The sequence below is a fragment of the Rubritalea tangerina genome (assembly GCF_042683245.1).
Taxonomy (GTDB): domain Bacteria; phylum Verrucomicrobiota; class Verrucomicrobiia; order Verrucomicrobiales; family Akkermansiaceae; genus Rubritalea; species Rubritalea tangerina.
Genome location: NZ_JBHUJB010000021.1, coordinates 116,410 through 132,682, shown reverse-complemented (window position 1 = coordinate 132,682; position 16,273 = coordinate 116,410). Strand labels below are relative to the sequence as shown.

Annotated in this window: 15 protein-coding genes; 10 read left to right on the top strand and 5 right to left on the bottom strand. The window is 49.9% G+C overall.

All coding sequences use genetic code 11. The features are described from left to right. Positions 1 to 19 precede the first annotated feature (19 nt). The gene (locus tag ACFSW8_RS04815; protein ID WP_377090374.1) at positions 20 to 952 is read right to left on the bottom strand and encodes an ABC transporter ATP-binding protein; all 933 of its coding nucleotides are present in this window, start codon (positions 950 to 952) and stop codon (positions 20 to 22) included. 168 nt (positions 953 to 1,120) lie between these two features. On the opposite strand from ACFSW8_RS04815, the gene ACFSW8_RS04810 reads away from it, so the two are divergent. The 3 genes from ACFSW8_RS04810 (at position 1,121) to ACFSW8_RS04800 (ending at position 6,383) form a co-directional block, all read left to right on the top strand. Then, positions 1,121 to 3,898 carry a 2-oxoglutarate dehydrogenase E1 component gene (locus ACFSW8_RS04810; RefSeq protein ID WP_377091565.1) on the top strand — a complete coding sequence of 926 codons (2,778 nt, stop codon included), beginning with the start codon at positions 1,121 to 1,123 and terminating at the stop codon, positions 3,896 to 3,898. 41 nt (positions 3,899 to 3,939) lie between these two features. Next, positions 3,940 to 5,385 (top strand): dihydrolipoyllysine-residue succinyltransferase, encoded by a 1,446-nt coding sequence (gene sucB / locus ACFSW8_RS04805; RefSeq protein WP_377090373.1) that lies wholly within the window; start codon positions 3,940 to 3,942, stop codon positions 5,383 to 5,385. 77 nt (positions 5,386 to 5,462) lie between these two features. Next, positions 5,463 to 6,383: a DUF368 domain-containing protein gene (locus ACFSW8_RS04800; RefSeq protein ID WP_377090372.1), complete on the top strand. Its 921-nt coding sequence runs from the start codon at positions 5,463 to 5,465 to the stop codon at positions 6,381 to 6,383. A 29-nt stretch (positions 6,384 to 6,412) separates the two neighbouring features. On the opposite strand, the gene ACFSW8_RS04795 is transcribed toward ACFSW8_RS04800, so the two are convergent. Both ACFSW8_RS04795 and ACFSW8_RS04790 read right to left on the bottom strand, forming a co-directional pair. After that, positions 6,413 to 6,823, bottom strand: coding sequence for a phnA protein (locus tag ACFSW8_RS04795; protein ID WP_377090371.1), 411 nt, complete (start codon positions 6,821 to 6,823; stop codon positions 6,413 to 6,415). A 12-nt stretch (positions 6,824 to 6,835) separates the two neighbouring features. Continuing rightward, positions 6,836 to 7,036: a hypothetical protein gene (locus ACFSW8_RS04790; RefSeq protein ID WP_377177582.1), complete on the bottom strand. Its 201-nt coding sequence runs from the start codon at positions 7,034 to 7,036 to the stop codon at positions 6,836 to 6,838. A gap of 515 nt (positions 7,037 to 7,551) precedes the next feature. Here ACFSW8_RS04790 and ACFSW8_RS04785 point away from each other — a divergent pair. From ACFSW8_RS04785 to ACFSW8_RS04760, 6 genes are all read left to right on the top strand, one after another. Continuing rightward, positions 7,552 to 8,451 carry a LysR family transcriptional regulator gene (locus tag ACFSW8_RS04785; RefSeq protein WP_377177580.1) on the top strand — a complete coding sequence of 300 codons (900 nt, stop codon included), beginning with the start codon at positions 7,552 to 7,554 and terminating at the stop codon, positions 8,449 to 8,451. Positions 8,452 to 8,509: 58 nt separating this feature from the next. After that, positions 8,510 to 9,142, top strand: coding sequence for an adenylate kinase family protein (locus tag ACFSW8_RS04780; RefSeq protein ID WP_377090367.1), 633 nt, complete (start codon positions 8,510 to 8,512; stop codon positions 9,140 to 9,142). Positions 9,143 to 9,274: 132 nt separating this feature from the next. Then, positions 9,275 to 10,231: a methionyl-tRNA formyltransferase gene (gene fmt, locus ACFSW8_RS04775; RefSeq protein WP_377090366.1), complete on the top strand. Its 957-nt coding sequence runs from the start codon at positions 9,275 to 9,277 to the stop codon at positions 10,229 to 10,231. 45 nt (positions 10,232 to 10,276) lie between these two features. Continuing rightward, the gene (locus ACFSW8_RS04770) at positions 10,277 to 11,227 is read left to right on the top strand and encodes a cation efflux transmembrane domain-containing protein (RefSeq protein ID WP_377090365.1); all 951 of its coding nucleotides are present in this window, start codon (positions 10,277 to 10,279) and stop codon (positions 11,225 to 11,227) included. Next, entirely contained in the window at positions 11,214 to 11,639 is a 426-nt protein-coding gene (locus ACFSW8_RS04765; RefSeq protein ID WP_377090364.1) for a hypothetical protein, read from the top strand. Before ACFSW8_RS04770 ends, ACFSW8_RS04765 begins: the two co-directional genes overlap by 14 nt. A 7-nt stretch (positions 11,640 to 11,646) precedes the next feature. Then, positions 11,647 to 13,671, top strand: coding sequence for an ATP-dependent helicase (locus tag ACFSW8_RS04760; protein WP_377090363.1), 2,025 nt, complete (start codon positions 11,647 to 11,649; stop codon positions 13,669 to 13,671). A gap of 40 nt (positions 13,672 to 13,711) precedes the next feature. On the opposite strand, the gene ACFSW8_RS04755 is transcribed toward ACFSW8_RS04760, so the two are convergent. After that, on the bottom strand, positions 13,712 to 14,518 hold the full coding sequence (locus tag ACFSW8_RS04755; RefSeq protein ID WP_377090362.1) for a histidinol-phosphatase: 807 nt from the start codon (positions 14,516 to 14,518) through the stop codon (positions 13,712 to 13,714). Positions 14,519 to 14,550: 32 nt separating this feature from the next. Continuing rightward, a complete protein-coding gene (locus tag ACFSW8_RS04750) occupies positions 14,551 to 15,714 on the bottom strand; it encodes a class I SAM-dependent rRNA methyltransferase (RefSeq protein ID WP_377090361.1) in 1,164 nt (387 codons plus the stop codon). Positions 15,715 to 15,896: 182 nt separating this feature from the next. Between ACFSW8_RS04750 and ACFSW8_RS04745 the strand changes: the two genes are divergently transcribed. Beyond that, positions 15,897 to 16,181: a hypothetical protein gene (locus ACFSW8_RS04745; RefSeq protein ID WP_377090360.1), complete on the top strand. Its 285-nt coding sequence runs from the start codon at positions 15,897 to 15,899 to the stop codon at positions 16,179 to 16,181. Positions 16,182 to 16,273: the final 92 nt, after the last annotated feature.

Here is a 16,273-nt window from a genome sequence, read left to right as displayed (position 1 = left end):
GAGGGCGGCGCGCCAAAGGTTAATCCTGGCGCGTAAGCTCTACAAACACCTCTTCCAAGGTGGACTTATGGCGATGCAGCGAGCGAATTTGCCATCCATATTGAGATGCAAGCTGCGCCACTTTTTCTCGTGAATCCGTACCAGAGTCACAGAGTATTGAAAAGTTGAGCCAGTCTGTATGCGTGGGGTTAGCGATAACCTTCTTCACGTTATCAATGCGCTCCAAAGCAGCCTGAATGATGGCGGCATCTCCACGCACCTCCAATTCGATATGCCCAGCTGCACGCATGTTGCGAATCAAGTTCTCAGGGGTGTCAGATGCCTTGATCTTTCCAGAGTCAACAATCACCACGTGGTCAGCAACCATCTCAACCTCGCTTAAGATGTGCGTAGAGACTAAAATGGTGTGCTTCTCACCAAGCCTCTTAATCAACTTACGAATGGAGCGGATCTGATTCGGATCAAGACCATTAGTTGGCTCATCTAACACAAGCAAAGGTGGCTGATTTATTAGCGCGTCTGCCAAACCCACACGCTGGCGATATCCTTTAGACAGTGTCTTGATCATGCGTCTACGCATATGTTGGAGGCCACACATCTCTAGTGCATCACCCACGTGGTTCCGAGCGTCGCGTCCACGCAAACCTTTCAAATGCGCGCGGAAACTCAAATATTCCTTTACTCGCACATCATCATATAGGGGCACATTCTCTGGCATATATCCGATAGAACGCCGCGCCTTTATGGAATCTTTGAAGACGTCAAAACCATTGATGCTCGCCTTGCCTGAAGTGGGAGGAAGGAAGCCCGTTAGCATACGGAGGGTTGTTGTTTTGCCTGCGCCGTTAGGCCCAAGGAAGCCCACAACTTGCCCATTACCAACTTCAAAGCTGATGTTATTCACGGCCGTAAATCGGCCATAGCGCTTCGTGAGGTTCTGGACTTCTATCATGATGAGATAATTTTATGGAAATGATGAATAAATCGTCAAATTTGCGACGAAAATGTCAGATGCGCGATTGACTCTTTAGTGTTGGACTCCTAAGTAAAGGCATCTTCCGTGATGACCAAGCACTAAATGCCGCACACGGACAAGTTTACAGCCTATAAATCCACCAAAATGAAATCATCAGTCTCTGCCCGACTTAATGCAGACTTGCTCGACGAAAAGTACGAACAGTGGTGTGACGACCCACGCTCAGTTGAAGAAAATTGGTCCGCCTTCTTTGAAGGTTTTGAACTGGGGTCCGCGCAAGTTAAACAAAAGGGAGGGGCTGCTAACTCAGCCAGCTCAACAACAGGAGCAACCAACGCCTCCGAGCAAGATCTCGCATTCCGTGGAAAGTGCGTCAGCCTTGTCTACAACTACCGCACGCTAGGTCACACCCAGGCACAGATCAACCCGCTTCTCGATGAAGCACCACGCAACCCTCGCCTCGAACTCAGCCAGTTTGGACTCAGTGATGGCGACCTCGAGCGTGAGGCCTCCACACCATTCTTCCGTGGCGGCAAAAAGATGAAGCTCAAGGAAATGGTTTCAGGTCTTGAGGAATGCTACTCAAGCAAGATCGGCTTCGAATTCATGCACATCCACAACACGGAAGTGCGCCATTGGATCCGCACACGCATCGAAAACCGCTTCACCGAATCACAAGCTCAAAACTTCGACGCAGAAAAGACACTTAAGTGGATTCTCGAATCAGAACTCTTCGAGTCTTTCCTCGGTAAAAAATTCCTAGGTGAGAAGCGCTTCTCGCTCGAAGGGGGAGAAGGTCTCATGGTTCTCCTCAATGCCGTATTGGAGAATTGCCCGTCATCTAACGTTAAGGAGATCGAACTTGGAATGGCTCACCGTGGCCGCCTCAACGTTCTACGTAACTTCCTCCAGAAGTCACTCACCACCATTCTTTATGAATTCACTCCAGACTATGTGCCAGCAATCGTTGCGGGTGATGGCGATGTGAAATACCACCTCGGATATGAAAAGGTGCGTCAACTCGCTGACGGCGAAGTACGCCTCAGTCTCGCAGCTAACCCATCTCACCTCGAAGCCGTCAACGCAGTCACAGAAGGTAAAGCACGCGCGAGACAACGCATCATCGGAGACGATGGCGTTCAAACTGACCGCAAGCAAGTACTCCCAATCCTTATCCACGGTGATGCAGCATTCGCTGGTCAAGGCTCCGTCGCAGAAGTTCTCAACCTATCACAGCTTCCAGGTTACCGCACAGGCGGCACAATCCACTTCATTGTAAATAACCAGATTGGTTTCACCACAATGCCTGCGGATGCTCGTTCGTCTGCCTACGCTACTGATGTAGCAAAGATGATCGAAGCTCCGATCCTTCACGTCAACGGTGAGGACCCACAAGAGCTCGTTTGGGCAGCACTCTTTGCTCTCGAATTCCGCCAAAAGTTCGGTCGCGACATCGTCATCGACATGTACTGCTACCGCCGCCAAGGCCATAACGAAACCGATCAAGCGGCATTCACCGCGCCACATATCTATGGCAAGATTGCGAAACGCAAAACACTTGGCCAATCGTACAAGTCCAACTTGGTAGAAAATGGCACACTCACACAAGCTGAAGCTGACGCCATCCAAAACTCCATCTGGGATAAACTCGAAGAGGGATACCAAACGATGCGTGAACTTGAGAAAGAAGGGGATCGTTCCCAATTCTCTGGATCAACTGCCGAACCACAACCTCCGTATTCACATGCTGCTGTCAATACTGGCCTCAAGCTCGAAACTCTGAAGCACATCGGTCAAACACTCACAAGTGTCCCAGAAGGCTTCACACTTCACCCAACACTCGCTAAGCGTTTCGTGCCACGTCGCGCAGACGCACTTAATAGTGGGGAAGGGATCGATTGGGCATTCGCTGAATCGCTTGCCTGGGGTGGTCTCTTGCTAGAAGGTCACCCAGTGCGTCTTTCTGGCCAAGATTGCCGACGCGGTACTTTCTCACAGCGTCATGCTGTATTCTACGACAACAAGACACGTGATCGCTACTTCCCACTCCAGAACCTCTCTGAAGACCAAGCGAAATTCTGTGTCTACAACAGCTTCCTTTCAGAGTTCGCTGTATTAGGTTTCGACTACGGCTATTCACTCGGCTGCCCTAACATGCTCGCCATGTGGGAAGCTCAGTTCGGTGACTTCTCAAATGGAGCTCAGGTCATCATCGATCAATTCATCTCCTCAGCAGAATCTAAATGGCAAACACCAAGCTCATTGGTGATGCTTCTACCTCACGGATACGAAGGCATGGGGCCAGAGCACTCCAGTGCGCGCCTTGAGCGATTCCTTCAACTTTGCGCTGAAGACAACATGCAGGTGGGCAACTTCACCACACCAGCTCAATACTTCCACGCACTCCGTCGCCAGAAGAAGCGCAATTTCCGCAAGCCACTCATTCTCATGACTCCTAAGAGTCTCCTTTCAAGGGCTGAGGCTGTATCCAAGATCGACGATTTTGTTGATGGCACCTGCTTCCAGGAAATCCTCCCTGACGATAAAGTATTCAGCACTCCAGAGAAAGTGGACCGCATCGTATTCTGCACCGGTAAAGTCTACTACGATCTAGTCCAACACCGCGAAAGCATCGGAGATGAATCTACAGCTATCCTTCGCGTTGAGCAGCTCTATCCATACCATGAAGAAATGGTCAAAGCGCTCTCTAGCCAATTCCCGAACGCCGCTAAGTTCGTTTGGTGTCAGGAAGAACCTAAGAATATGGGTGCTTGGAGCTTCATCAACCCACTTCTAGCAGACACCTTCGACGCTCGCATCCGATACGCTGGCCGCAAAGAGGCATCCAGCCCTGCGACCGGCTCCAAAGCAATGCACAAGAAGGAGCAAAAAGCCCTCCTTGAAGAAGCATTCAGCATCTAATCCGTTAACAACTTAACCAACTTTACCCACACAGACACATCATGTCATTCGAAGTAACAATCCCAAACGCAGGTGAATCCGTCACTTCTGCCAACGTTGCCCAGTGGCACGTCGCAGACGGCGCCAACGTCTCAAAAGGAGACATCCTCCTCACTATCGAAACCGACAAGGTTTCCTCAGAGCTTGAAGCCGAAGAGTCCGGCACCATCAAGATTCTCGTTCAAGAAGGTGAAGAGGTAGCAATCGGTACAGTAGTAGCTAACATTGATGCCGCCGGATCCGCAGCAACTCCTGCTGCACCAGTCACGGCTGAGACACCAGCAGCCACACCTGCAACAGAGCCCACTCCAACACCTGCCACTAACACAGGTGAAGTGGTTGACGTACTTGTGCCTGCCGCTGGTGAGTCTGTCACATCTGCGAATGTTGCAAATTGGCACGTCTCTAACGGAGATCAGGTCTCCAAAGGGGATATCCTTGTCACTCTCGAGACCGACAAGGTATCTACAGAGCTGGAAGCTGAAACCTCCGGCTCAATTGAAATCATCACACCAGAAGGTGAAGAGGTCGAAATCGGCACATTGATTGCTAAAATCACTGTTGGTGGTGCAGCTCCTAAGAGCACTCCTACTCCTGCCACGCCAGCAAGTACGCCTGAACCTGCTAAACCAGCAACGCCTGCAGCAAGTGCACCAGCAACACCTGCTCCAAGCACTCCTAGCGTTAAGCCACAACTCGATGCCACCACTGGCACCAAAGGTGAAAAAGCCGGCACCCCAGTCCAAGAAGGTCGCACCACGCGCAAGAAGATGTCCATGCTGCGTCGCAAGATCTCCACACACTTGGTGAATGCACAACAAACTGCAGCAATCCTCACAACATTCAACGAAGTTGACATGACTGCCATCATGAAACTTCGTAAAGAAGTTCAGGATGACTTCGTCAAAAAGCATGGTTGCAAACTTGGCTTCATGTCCATTTTCGTGAAGGCTGTTACGCAGGCCCTCAAAGATGTGCCTCAGATCAATGCTCGCATCGAAGGCACTGACATCATTGAGAATCACTTCTACGACATCGGATGTGCTATTGGCACGGAGAAGGGACTAGTGGTTCCAGTCTTGCGCGATTGTGACCAAAAAGGCTTCGCCGACATTGAAAAAGACATCATTGATTACGCAACAAAGGCGCGTGAAGGGAAAATCGAAATGGCTGACCTCCAGGGTGGCTGCTTCACCATTTCCAATGGCGGTGTGTACGGATCACTCCTCTCCACTCCTATCCTCAACCCACCTCAGTCTGGAATCCTTGGCATGCACACCATCCAACAACGCCCAGTCGCTGTGAATGGCAAAGTTGAGATTCGCCCAATGATGTATCTCGCTCTCAGTTACGACCACCGCCTAGTGGACGGTAAGGAAGCTGTCACTTTCTTGATTCGAATCAAGGAGTGTCTCGAAAACCCTACTCGCATGATGCTCGAGATGTAAGCGCATCTTCATAGGTAACTATTTACACGAACAGCGCACCCTATCAGGTTGCGCTGTTTTTACTTAAGTCGCAGAAAATGAATTTAGTAGGAGTCTTTTTTAAAGGGTTTGCTATGGGAGCTGCCAATGTCATCCCCGGTGTATCTGGTGGCACCGTGGCCTTCATCACAGGGATTTACGAGCGGCTCATTAACGCCCTCAAATCCTTTGATGTCACCGCCATCAAACTCCTCACCTCAGGCAAAGTAAAAGAGTTCATCCAACATGTTGACTTTTTCTTCCTAGCGACACTGGGTGCCGGCGTCATCTGCAGCGTTCTCACATTGGCGCGATTGTTTGAAATTGGATACGATAAATACCCAGTCTATGTCGCCTCACTCTTTTTTGGTCTCATTCTGGCATCCATCCCTTCGGTGGGAAAAATGGTCCGCCATTGGTCAACTTCACGTTACATCTCATTGGCTGTGGGGCTCGCAATTGCCGCCAGCATGGCATTCTCGCCAGAAGCCCCTGAAAACACAAACCTCCTATACCTCATGCTCTGCGGAGTTGTCGCAATGTGCAGCATGATTATCCCAGGTGTTTCTGGCTCCTTCGTTCTTCTCTTGATGGGAAATTATCAACTCATCATGATCCAATCGGTGAATAAATTGAGAGAAGGCAATCTTGCTGAATCCCTCCCAATCATTCTACCCGTCGGCGCCGGAGCAATCATCGGACTTATCGCACTCTCTCACTTTCTCTCATGGCTCTTCAAGCGATACCATGACAATGCTGTCGCCGTAATCACAGGTTTCGTCACTGGATCACTCGCCATTATCTGGCCGTGGAAAACTCCCGCGCAGGTGATTGTCAAAAATGGCGAGGAAAAGGTACTCCGCTATGCGAAACAAATACCCGATCTCGACTCAAGCTTTGCAATTGCTCTTCTCATCATTTGCGCAGGTGCCGCCCTTATGTGGCTCACAGAGAAGTTAGGAGCTGCTAAACCTGATTAAATACGAAGAGAACTGAAGAGGGGAGGGACTCACTTACCCAAGGGTGCCTGATTCGCCCACTCCAACACCTCTTCATCAAGGTAAGCCTCATCAATCACATTTTGAGCCCAGGGGTTCTCAAGCGCCAAATATTGCAACATGCGGCACACCATTACCTGCTGCGCCGGCAGCTCGCTCCAAATGAGCTCACTAAGCTGCCCCCGCCATTCACTCGCTTGCATCTTGGATGGACGCTCAAGCACCTCCCTCACTTCATCAGCAATCAATAGACAGTGACCGAGGCTCGACTCTTTCGGAGCAGGCTCCACTTCATAGGGGCGAAGTGAAACACCTGCGCGACCACTGAGTTCACATTTTGATTTCGCCCTCCGGGCTAGTTCTTTACCCAATAGCGATAACGCTTGGAGTCGTTCCTGATGTTGATCGTAGCCCTTAGCCATGTGGTTTGTATCTTAGAGATTTCTTAGCTTGATAGAAATTGCTGCTAGCAAAGCCCCCAAACAGACTGCGGACATATCCCAACAGATAGCGCCGTAACTACCAGCTGCTCCTTGGAGGAACCATAATTGAATATAAAACTCAACCAATTCATTCAACGCTCCATATCCTACAGCTGAGCTCATCACTAAAACTAACAAGCCAAAGCTTGGCATAAGACGCCTTTGATATCGACTATGGATCAACTGACACAGAGTCTGCCAACTCACCCATGTAGCCACTCCAAAACCATACACATGCACCAAGTTGGAGAAGTTTATGCTAGGGGTAAGCAGCCACAACTCACCTACACAGCTCGAGGAGCGCGGAACATTCACACTCAGTGAATCAAGATCGACAAACCCCAATAAATTCAAAAAACCCCATAAACTTAACGCCCACAGCAGCGTCCTTGAATATCCCACATTCCGATGAGCAACCACTAAACCAATTGTCAAAAGGAGCTGTGCGCCAAAATACCAAAGAAAACAGTACCCACCAGTCATGATGGCAAAGGCCAAAAAGCACGCCAAATACAGTGCTGTAAAAACGATCACTCCGCGTGACTTTGGTTTCTTATGCTGGATGAACATCCTGTGTTAGAGTAGTAATTCTTAGCATTATCAAAGCCTTAGAGATCTGGCAAAGATAAAGCTGTAAGAGCTGCTAGAATTTGCATTATCTTCACATCATGAACGTCCACCACCTCGAGCTCTTCTACTACGTTGCTAAATATGAAGGCATTACAGCAGCAGTTAGAAAAATGCCATATGGCATTCAACAACCTGCAGTGAGTGGACAGATTCTCCAGCTAGAAGAAGAGCTAGGTGTTAAACTTTTCAATAGACGTCCCTTTGCACTCACACCAGCAGGTGAGATGCTCTATGACTTTGCCTATCCATTTTTTGCCGGCTTACCAGATGTCGAGGAGCGCTTGAGAGGGGAGGACGGCAAACACCTTCGCATTACAGCCTCAGCATCGGTTCTGGGAAACCACCTTCCTTACGTCCTTGAGAAACTTAAGCTGAAAATTCCTGAACTAAAGCTCACACTCAAAGAAGTAGAGCCCTCTGAGCTACACACCCAACTCACCACCCAGCAGGCCGACATTGCCCTCACCGTGCTTCACGGCAAGCTCGATGAGGGGCTACGCTCCTGTGAGCTCATGACAATCCCTTTGGTGCTATTGGTCCCCAGCACATGTAAAATCAACACACTTGAGCAACTCATTCGACCCTCAGATGTCGGAGATCATCTCGAATCAAAACTCCCACTTGTGGGGCTCCCAGAGAATGAAGCTTTGAGCCAAATCTTCCAATCTGGACTCAGGGAGAAAAATATCCAATGGCAGGCATCAATGGAGGTGAATGCCTTGGATATCATCCAACGCTACGTCAGTCGCGGGTTTGGCGCGGGTATCGGCGTGGGCATCCCCGGAGTGAAGCCCATTGAAGGTGTGGACGTTATCCCACTCGACGGTTTTGACCCATTAGTAGTCGGGGCCATTTATCAAGGCAGCATGAAACCGATTGCCAAAGAATTCTTACAAACCGCCCAAGAATACGTCGCAGGCATCGCCAGCAATAAGTGAGCAGGATTCCTAGAATTCCTCTTGCGCTAGGAGGCTTCATCACTACACTGCCGCGCCTATGGCAACTGAGAGCAAAACAAAACGCCCTGCAATCCTCATCCTCGGTGCTCCAGGATCTGGTAAAGGCACTCAAGGTAAAGCGCTGGGCATGGTTCCACGCTTCTTCCATTGCGCCTGCGGCGACGTCTTCCGATCCCTTGATACTCGCACTGAACTCGGCAAAAAATTTGTCGAATACTCCAGCAAAGGCCAACTCGTGCCTGATGAACTCACCATCCAACTCTGGGAAGCCCAAATCCAAAACTGGAAAGACAGCCACGTCTACTTCCCCGATACTGACATCCTTATTCTCGACGGAATCCCGCGCAACGTAAAGCAAGCGGAGATCCTCAGCGAGTATATCGACGTGCACCACATCTTCCACCTCTCATGCCCAGATCGCACTGAGTTGGCTCGCCGTATGCGCAAGCGTGCCCTGCGCGAAAATCGCATGGATGATGCATCCGATTCCGTCATTGAAGACAGAATTCGCACCTACGAAGCAGAAACCAAGCCGATCCTCGAGTTCTACCCAGATGAAATCCGCACTGACATCGATGCGACACAGCAACCCATCAAAGTCATGCACGATATCATCAGCAAGATCATCACTCTCCCAATCTATGAGGAGATGGATAAGGTCTCAATCTAAGCACCTAATCCAAATTTCGTTGAAAGAGCTGCTCCGGCAGCTCTTTTTTAGTTTTCCCTCATACCGTACTTTTGGAAGCTAGCGCATTGATCTATAAGCTCTGCAAAGCATCCTCTCACAACCACTTTTTCTATGTCCAGCAAACGTATCGCCTTCATGGCAACAGGGGATATCGCCATCCCATCATTCCTAGCGCTGATTAATGACCCACGCTTTAATACCGTCGCACTCATCACTCAGCCAGATAAACCCGTTGGAAGAAAACAAATCCTGACTCCACCGAAGGTGAAGACGATTGCCGAGGAATCCAACATCCCTGTACTCCAACCACCTCGCGTCAAAGCCCCTGAAGAACTCCAGCTCATTCGTGACCTCAACCCAGACGTGATCGTCGTGATGGCATATGGTCAAATTCTTCCCAAAGCGCTGCTGGAGATCCCCAAAGTCGCTATCATCAACCTTCACGCAAGCCTCCTTCCCAAACATCGCGGTGCATCCTGCATCCAGGCCGCTATCGAACAGGGGGATACTCATTCTGGCATGACCGTCATGCATGTCACTGAAGGGCTCGATGAAGGCGACATCATTCTCAATAACCCCTTCAGCTTACCTTCAGACATCACGGGTGGGCAACTCCACGATCGCCTCGCCGAAGATGGACCCGAATGCCTCTTGCTTGCACTTGAGCAACTCTTCAACGGCACCGCAACACGCACCCCACAAGATGACGCGCTCGCAAACTACGCTCCCAAACTCCTCCGTTCACACGGTGAACTCGATTGGTCACAAAGCGCCGATCAACTCGAAAGACAAATCCGCGCCTACCATCCATGGCCAGGCACATCAACCACCTATACCGACTCAAAAGGACGCACAAAACGACTTAAAATCTTCCCACCTGCCACTCACATCTCTGGCACCCAATCCACTCCAGGAAAAATTCTTAAAACCGACGGAGGTCTCACTATTGGTTGCGGTGAAAATGGATTGCACATTACAGAACTGCAGCCTGAAGGGAAGCGCCGGATGACGGCTGAGGAATTCCTCAAAAGCGGTCAACTCAAAAAAGGTGACACGCTTGGTAGCTAAAAATTCATCTCTCCTTTTCTAGAAAGATACTCTACTCTAACACCCATGTCGGAGAATTCACAACACGAGGAAGCATCTCTCAAATGGGCAATGATTGGCAATATCTTCATGGGGATTGCAGGTGTCACGGCATCCTACCTGTCGAATTCTGACGCCCTTTTGATCGACGGCCTTTATTCCCTTGTAAACTTTGCATCGGCCCTCGTGGCGATGAAGGTGGCCAAGAACGTACAGCAAATGCCAAATCCTGAATTTCCATACGGATACTATGCCAACGAGTCACTCTATGTTCTCTTCCGCAGCCTAGTGCTAATGGGTATTCTACTCTTTGCCTGCTTTGGAGCCCTCGACAAGATTTTCCACTACCTCTCTGGAGGTGAAGTGCCCAAGATCGTTTTAGGACCTATCATCACATACTCAATCCTCATGGTAGCAATTTGCTTTGGCCTCGCCGCCACTCACCATCGCAACTGGCTTAAAACACAAAAACAAAGCAACATCCTGCAGACAGAAAAGTCAGCCGCTATTGTTGACGGCTTCATGAGTGCTGGGGCAGGGGGAGCGCTTCTAGCAGTCACTCTTCTCAGTGGCACCTTCTTGGAAGGCATAATCCCCATTGCAGATTCCATCCTTGTCCTCATCCTCTGTTCGACGATGTTAGGCACCCCAGCTTCCTTATTTCGTAAGAGTATGGCAGAAATCCAAGGGAAGGCTACCGATCCCGAACTTGCCCAAAAAACTCGTGACGCCATACACCAGACTATCGATCCAGATCGTTTTGAATTGATCGATTTCAACATGACAAAGCTGGGGAGGGGGTACTTTTGCGTTTCTCATATCCGTCCGAAGGATAAGGTCGATGTTTCGGAGCTCGACACTACCCGTCAAGCGGTCACCCTCTGCTGCCAGGAAATCGTTGGCCATCCAATGTCTGAAGTTGTCTTCACATCCCGTACTGCATTCCAATCACCTGATGACCCGAATGAAAGATCTTGAACCATCACTGAAGCAAGAGGTTATTACCCTCTGCAATAAAGCACTCGAAGCCCAAGAAGAAGAACGCTTCCACGCCTCAAACCGTGACCTCTACAAGGTCTTTGAATTGCTGCCTGAGCCAAAAAAAGATTGGAAAGCCTACATCTGGCTCATCTCAAACATCGCTGATAACCACTTTGAACAAGAGGAGTACCAGCAAGGATTGACCCACCTCAACACCGTCTTTGAGCTCGATGAAGAGGCTTCGCAAAACGCCTACCTCTGCCTCAGACGTGGCCAATGCGCACTCGAACTCGGCGAGGAGACACTCGCCAACGAACTCCTCACTCAAGCATTCAAGCTTGAGGGTAAAGAGCTTTTCGAAGACGAGCACTCCAAGTACTTGAAGTTCATCAAGCAAGCTGCAGAGTAGAAATCCCATGGCGCGCGAATACCAACTCAGACCGAAACAAAACGGCGGCTCCAGCTCAGGCATCGACTACCGTGCCGAACTAAACGAGCAACAACACGCGGCAGTCACCTCAAAGCCCGGACATGCTCTCGTCATCGCTGGTGCTGGCAGCGGGAAGACGCGCACCCTCACATATCGCGTCGCATACCTCCTTGATCAAGGGGTCGCTGCCAAAAACATTCTTTTACTCACCTTCACCAATAAAGCGTCACGCGAAATGCTGGAACGTGTCAGAGAGCTCATTCCGCAAGACACTTCGGATCTATGGGGAGGCACCTTCCACTCGGTGTGCAATCGCATTCTGCGCCGCCATGCCGACGAACTCGGCTTCACCCGCAATTTCTCCATCCTCGACACAGATGATCAGAAGTCGATCCTCAAGGCGCTCATTGCCGAGGCAAAAATCGACACCAAAAATAGGCGATTCCCCAAGCCCGACGTCCTACTCTCCATCTTCAGCCTCTCAGAGAATACCAAGACATCGATTCGCGACATCATTGATGTTTCCTATCCTTACTTTGAAGAATGGCATGATGAAATCAAACGGCTCCATCGCGCCTATACAGCAAAGAAGCTTGATTCCAACAGCATGGATTTTGATGACCTCTTAATCCTCACCTTGAAACTCCTAAGCAAAGATGATGACTTGCGAGATCTCTATCAGAGAAAGTTTCGCTACGTCCTCGTGGACGAATACCAAGACACTAACACTATCCAGTGCGAACTTATCGACGCCCTAGTCGGAGCAAATAACAGCCTCATGGTAGTAGGGGATGACGCTCAGTCTATCTACTCGTGGCGGGGTGCCGACATGAATAACATCCTTAGCTTTCACGCCCGCTACCCAGATGCTGCAGTCTACAAAATTGAGACAAATTATCGCTCGCGACCTGAGATTTTAGAACTCTCAAATGCAGCAATCAAAGCAAACGAAAGCCAAATCCCCAAAGACTTGCGTGCTGCCAGAGAGAAGGGGGCTATGATCCCAGCCGTCATCCCACTCAGCGACCCACGTGCTCAGGCAGACTTTGTCACCCAGCGTATTGAAGACCTGATTGGGGAAGGTGTGGACTTGAACGAAATCGCCGTCCTCTACCGTGCCCACTACCAAAGCATGGAAATCCAAATGGAGCTCACCACCCGTGACATCCCATTTCAGATTACCTCAGGCCTGCGCTTCTTTGAGCAGGCACACATCAAAGACGTCTCCGCATTCATTCGATTCGTCGTCAATCGGAAGGATGAAGTCTCGTTTAAGCGCATTGCGGGCATGCTTCCAGGTATCGGCCCCAAGAGCGCTGACAATCTCTGGAAAGCATGGATAGCTTGCCCAGTCAGCCAACACGAGGACCCACCTCTCTCATTCTCAGAATACCTCAACACATTCAAGGTGCCTAAAAAGGCCGCCCATCATTGGGAGCAACTTTGCTTCACACTCGACGAACTCGTCACCAGAGAAGGTTTCCAAGCTCCCTCAGAAATGATCTTCAGCATCACAGAGGGTGTGTATGACGATTATATGCGTGAAAGTTTCGATAACTACGAACAACGCAAACAAGATGTCCAACAGCTTATGCAATACGCGCAAGGCTACACCGACATCAACGAGTTCCTCTCCCAACTTTCACTGATGAGCTCAGCGGATGGAGATCCGAAAGCGAACACGAAACAGGAAAAGATTGAAGATGCAGTCACCCTTAGCACAATTCACCAAGCAAAAGGTCTCGAGTGGAAGGTCGTATTCCTCGTCTGGCTCGCTGACGGCATGTTCCCGAATCAGCGGATTCTAGAAACCGAGGACGCTGACCAATTCGAAGAAGAACGCCGGCTTTTTTATGTCGCCCTCACGCGCGCCAAAGATGAGCTATACCTCACCTATCCAATGATGAACCCCAGAAGTTACACGGGCGAAATCATGCAAACCCCATCGCGCTTCTTCGAGGACTTTGACCAAAACCTCGTTGAGGAATGGCAAGTTCAGAGTGGGTGGTAAGTGAGCGTCAACCCCATCAGGGGTTACAGCTTGGCCACCACTAAAGCTCTTCGTAACGGCGCTTGCCTTGATGAAGTAGCACCGTCTCTTGATAGCCTGCTGCACGCGCCACCTCCTTAGCTCGCTCAAAATCGCGAGCAACCTCGCTAGGGTGGTGGGCATCTGACGAAATCACGAGATCGATACCTCCGTCACGTGCCAGCTCCAGAAAGTCACTGTGAGGGTATTGTTCTGCACACGGTTTATGCCAACCCGCTGTATTGAGCTCGATAACAGCACCTGATGTCGCTATCGCATCCACTGCCGGCTCATAGAATCGCCTCAGATCACCCTCAGGCCGGTGTCCAAACTTTTTGATCAAATCAGGGTGCCCAAAAATATCAAACAGCCCACTGTCAGCCATAGCAATGTATGCTTGCCAATACCTCACCCACACATCCTCAACGTCTGATTCGGCCCACTTAGAGCCCACCCATTTTGGGTTATCAAAATCCCAGGCTGCACCATCATTGATGTAGTGCACAGAACCAATAAGATAATCCCAAGCATAACTGCCACGCAGTTGCTCAATCCATTCCTCACAGCCGGGCAACCAATCGCATTCCATCCCCACGCGAATGGGGAGACGGTCACCAGCGTGAGCCTTGGCGCGCTCTACCCACGCGAAATAGTCAGGCAACTGAGAATACAACATCCGCCAATCATCAAAGACCTCCAAGCCAGTGGGGGCGTGGTCCGCAATTCCGTACTCAGTGACACCAGCCGCTATTGCAGCATCAATGAATTGCTCAGGTTCCCCCTCAGCATGCATACACAGGGGAGTATGGGTGTGGTAATCTGCGGGCATCTCTCGATTGGTTTCTTTGGAAAATGTACTACCTAACGGCTCGGGGCTAACTCAAAGGTGAATCCCTTCAGGTATTCCGTCTCAGGAATCCCAGGCAACACTGGATGGTCGAGACGTTGACCGTGGTTTTGAATCAATCGCAATGTGCGCTTCGCATCTACCGAGGCTTGCACCACATTTTGCAAAAATAACTCGCGCGTCGCGTGGTGAGAACAACAATAGGTTGAGAGGATCCCGTCCCGGTTCAGCAACTTCAAGCCACGTAGGTGGATCTCTTTGTAGCCACGCATGGCATCATTCAGCGTCTTCTTGTTCCTAGTAAAAGAGGGTGGGTCTAAAATGATGAGGTCATAGCTTTCCTCATGATGCTTTAAAAAGTCGAAGGCATTGTGCTTGATCGCTTCGATCTCAACTCCATTGAGCTCAGCATTCCTCTTCGTAGCCTCTATCGCCGACTCAGACACGTCCACAGCAGTCACGCTGGCAGCACCAGCTTTGGCGCAAGCCAATGCAAAACCACCCTGGTTACAAAACACATCCAACACCTTCTTACCCTTAGCAAGCTTCGCAATAGCCGCATGCGCATCAAGTTGATCCAGATAGAGACCAGTCTTCTGTCCATCTAGCAAATCAACCTCAAAGAGCACCCCATTAGCATCCACCGTGAATGCTCCTGGATTCTCACCGTGGAGCAAAACAATCTCATTCTCGATACCCTCAGCCTTCAACATGGGGGAGTCGTTGCGCAAAATAATGGTCTCAGGCTCAAGCAACTTCAAGAGCGCTGAAACTATCAAGTCGCGCCTCTGATGCATTGCCAACGTCAATGTCTGTAGTACGAGATGATCGCCATAGCGGTCCACAATTACACCAGGGAGAGCGTCAGATTCACTCCACACTACCCGGCATAAACGAATATCAATCCCCTCAGAGCGCTCACGCAAGTCAATCGCTTGCTGAATGCGTCTCTCAAAAAATTCTTGATCCAACTTCTGCTTCCGACGCGATATACGACGTGCCACAATCTGTGATTGCGGGTTGTATATCGCCGTCCCAAGGGGACGATCACGAAAATCTTTCAGAGAAATCACATCGCCAGGCTCTGGATTTCCAAAAGTTTTCTGAATTTCAGATGCATAGACCCAATCGTGCCCGTGGAAGACGCGTGAGCGTGGTTTGATGATCAGTCCAGCCATGATGTCGTGTTGTGTTTCAGTAAGTTAATCCAAACTAGCCATAGACTTCTCAATTCCATCTATCGGCATGCGAGCCCAGAGCTAACGACATCAAGGGCTACGGTCAACACTTGAGCAAAGATTCTACATGCATTTTCCTCTTGATAGAAGAGATTTAGAAAGCTTAAGTATATGGCACTATTATGGGACAACAAAGTAATAAAATCATCAAACGTCGCCGTCGTAAGCAATACCTTCGTCGCAAAAAGGCTGCAGCCAATGCTGCACCAGCTACTTCCGTAGCTAAAAAATCCACCCCGAGCGAAGAAGAAAAGCCAGTAGCTAAAAAAGCTGCCAAAAAAGCAGCTAAAAAGGCCACCAAGAAAACTGCAGCTAAAAAGACTGCGAAAAAAGCCGCTAAAAAAACTGCAGCTAAGAAGACAGCGAAAAAAGCTGCGAAAAAAGCCGCTAAGAAATCGGAAGAATAGTACGCACTTTATCGAGCATAGACTCACAAAGAGGTCGCCACGAGATGGCGGCCTTTTTTATTGTCAGAAACTTGTAGTTTGAATCCCCGGCT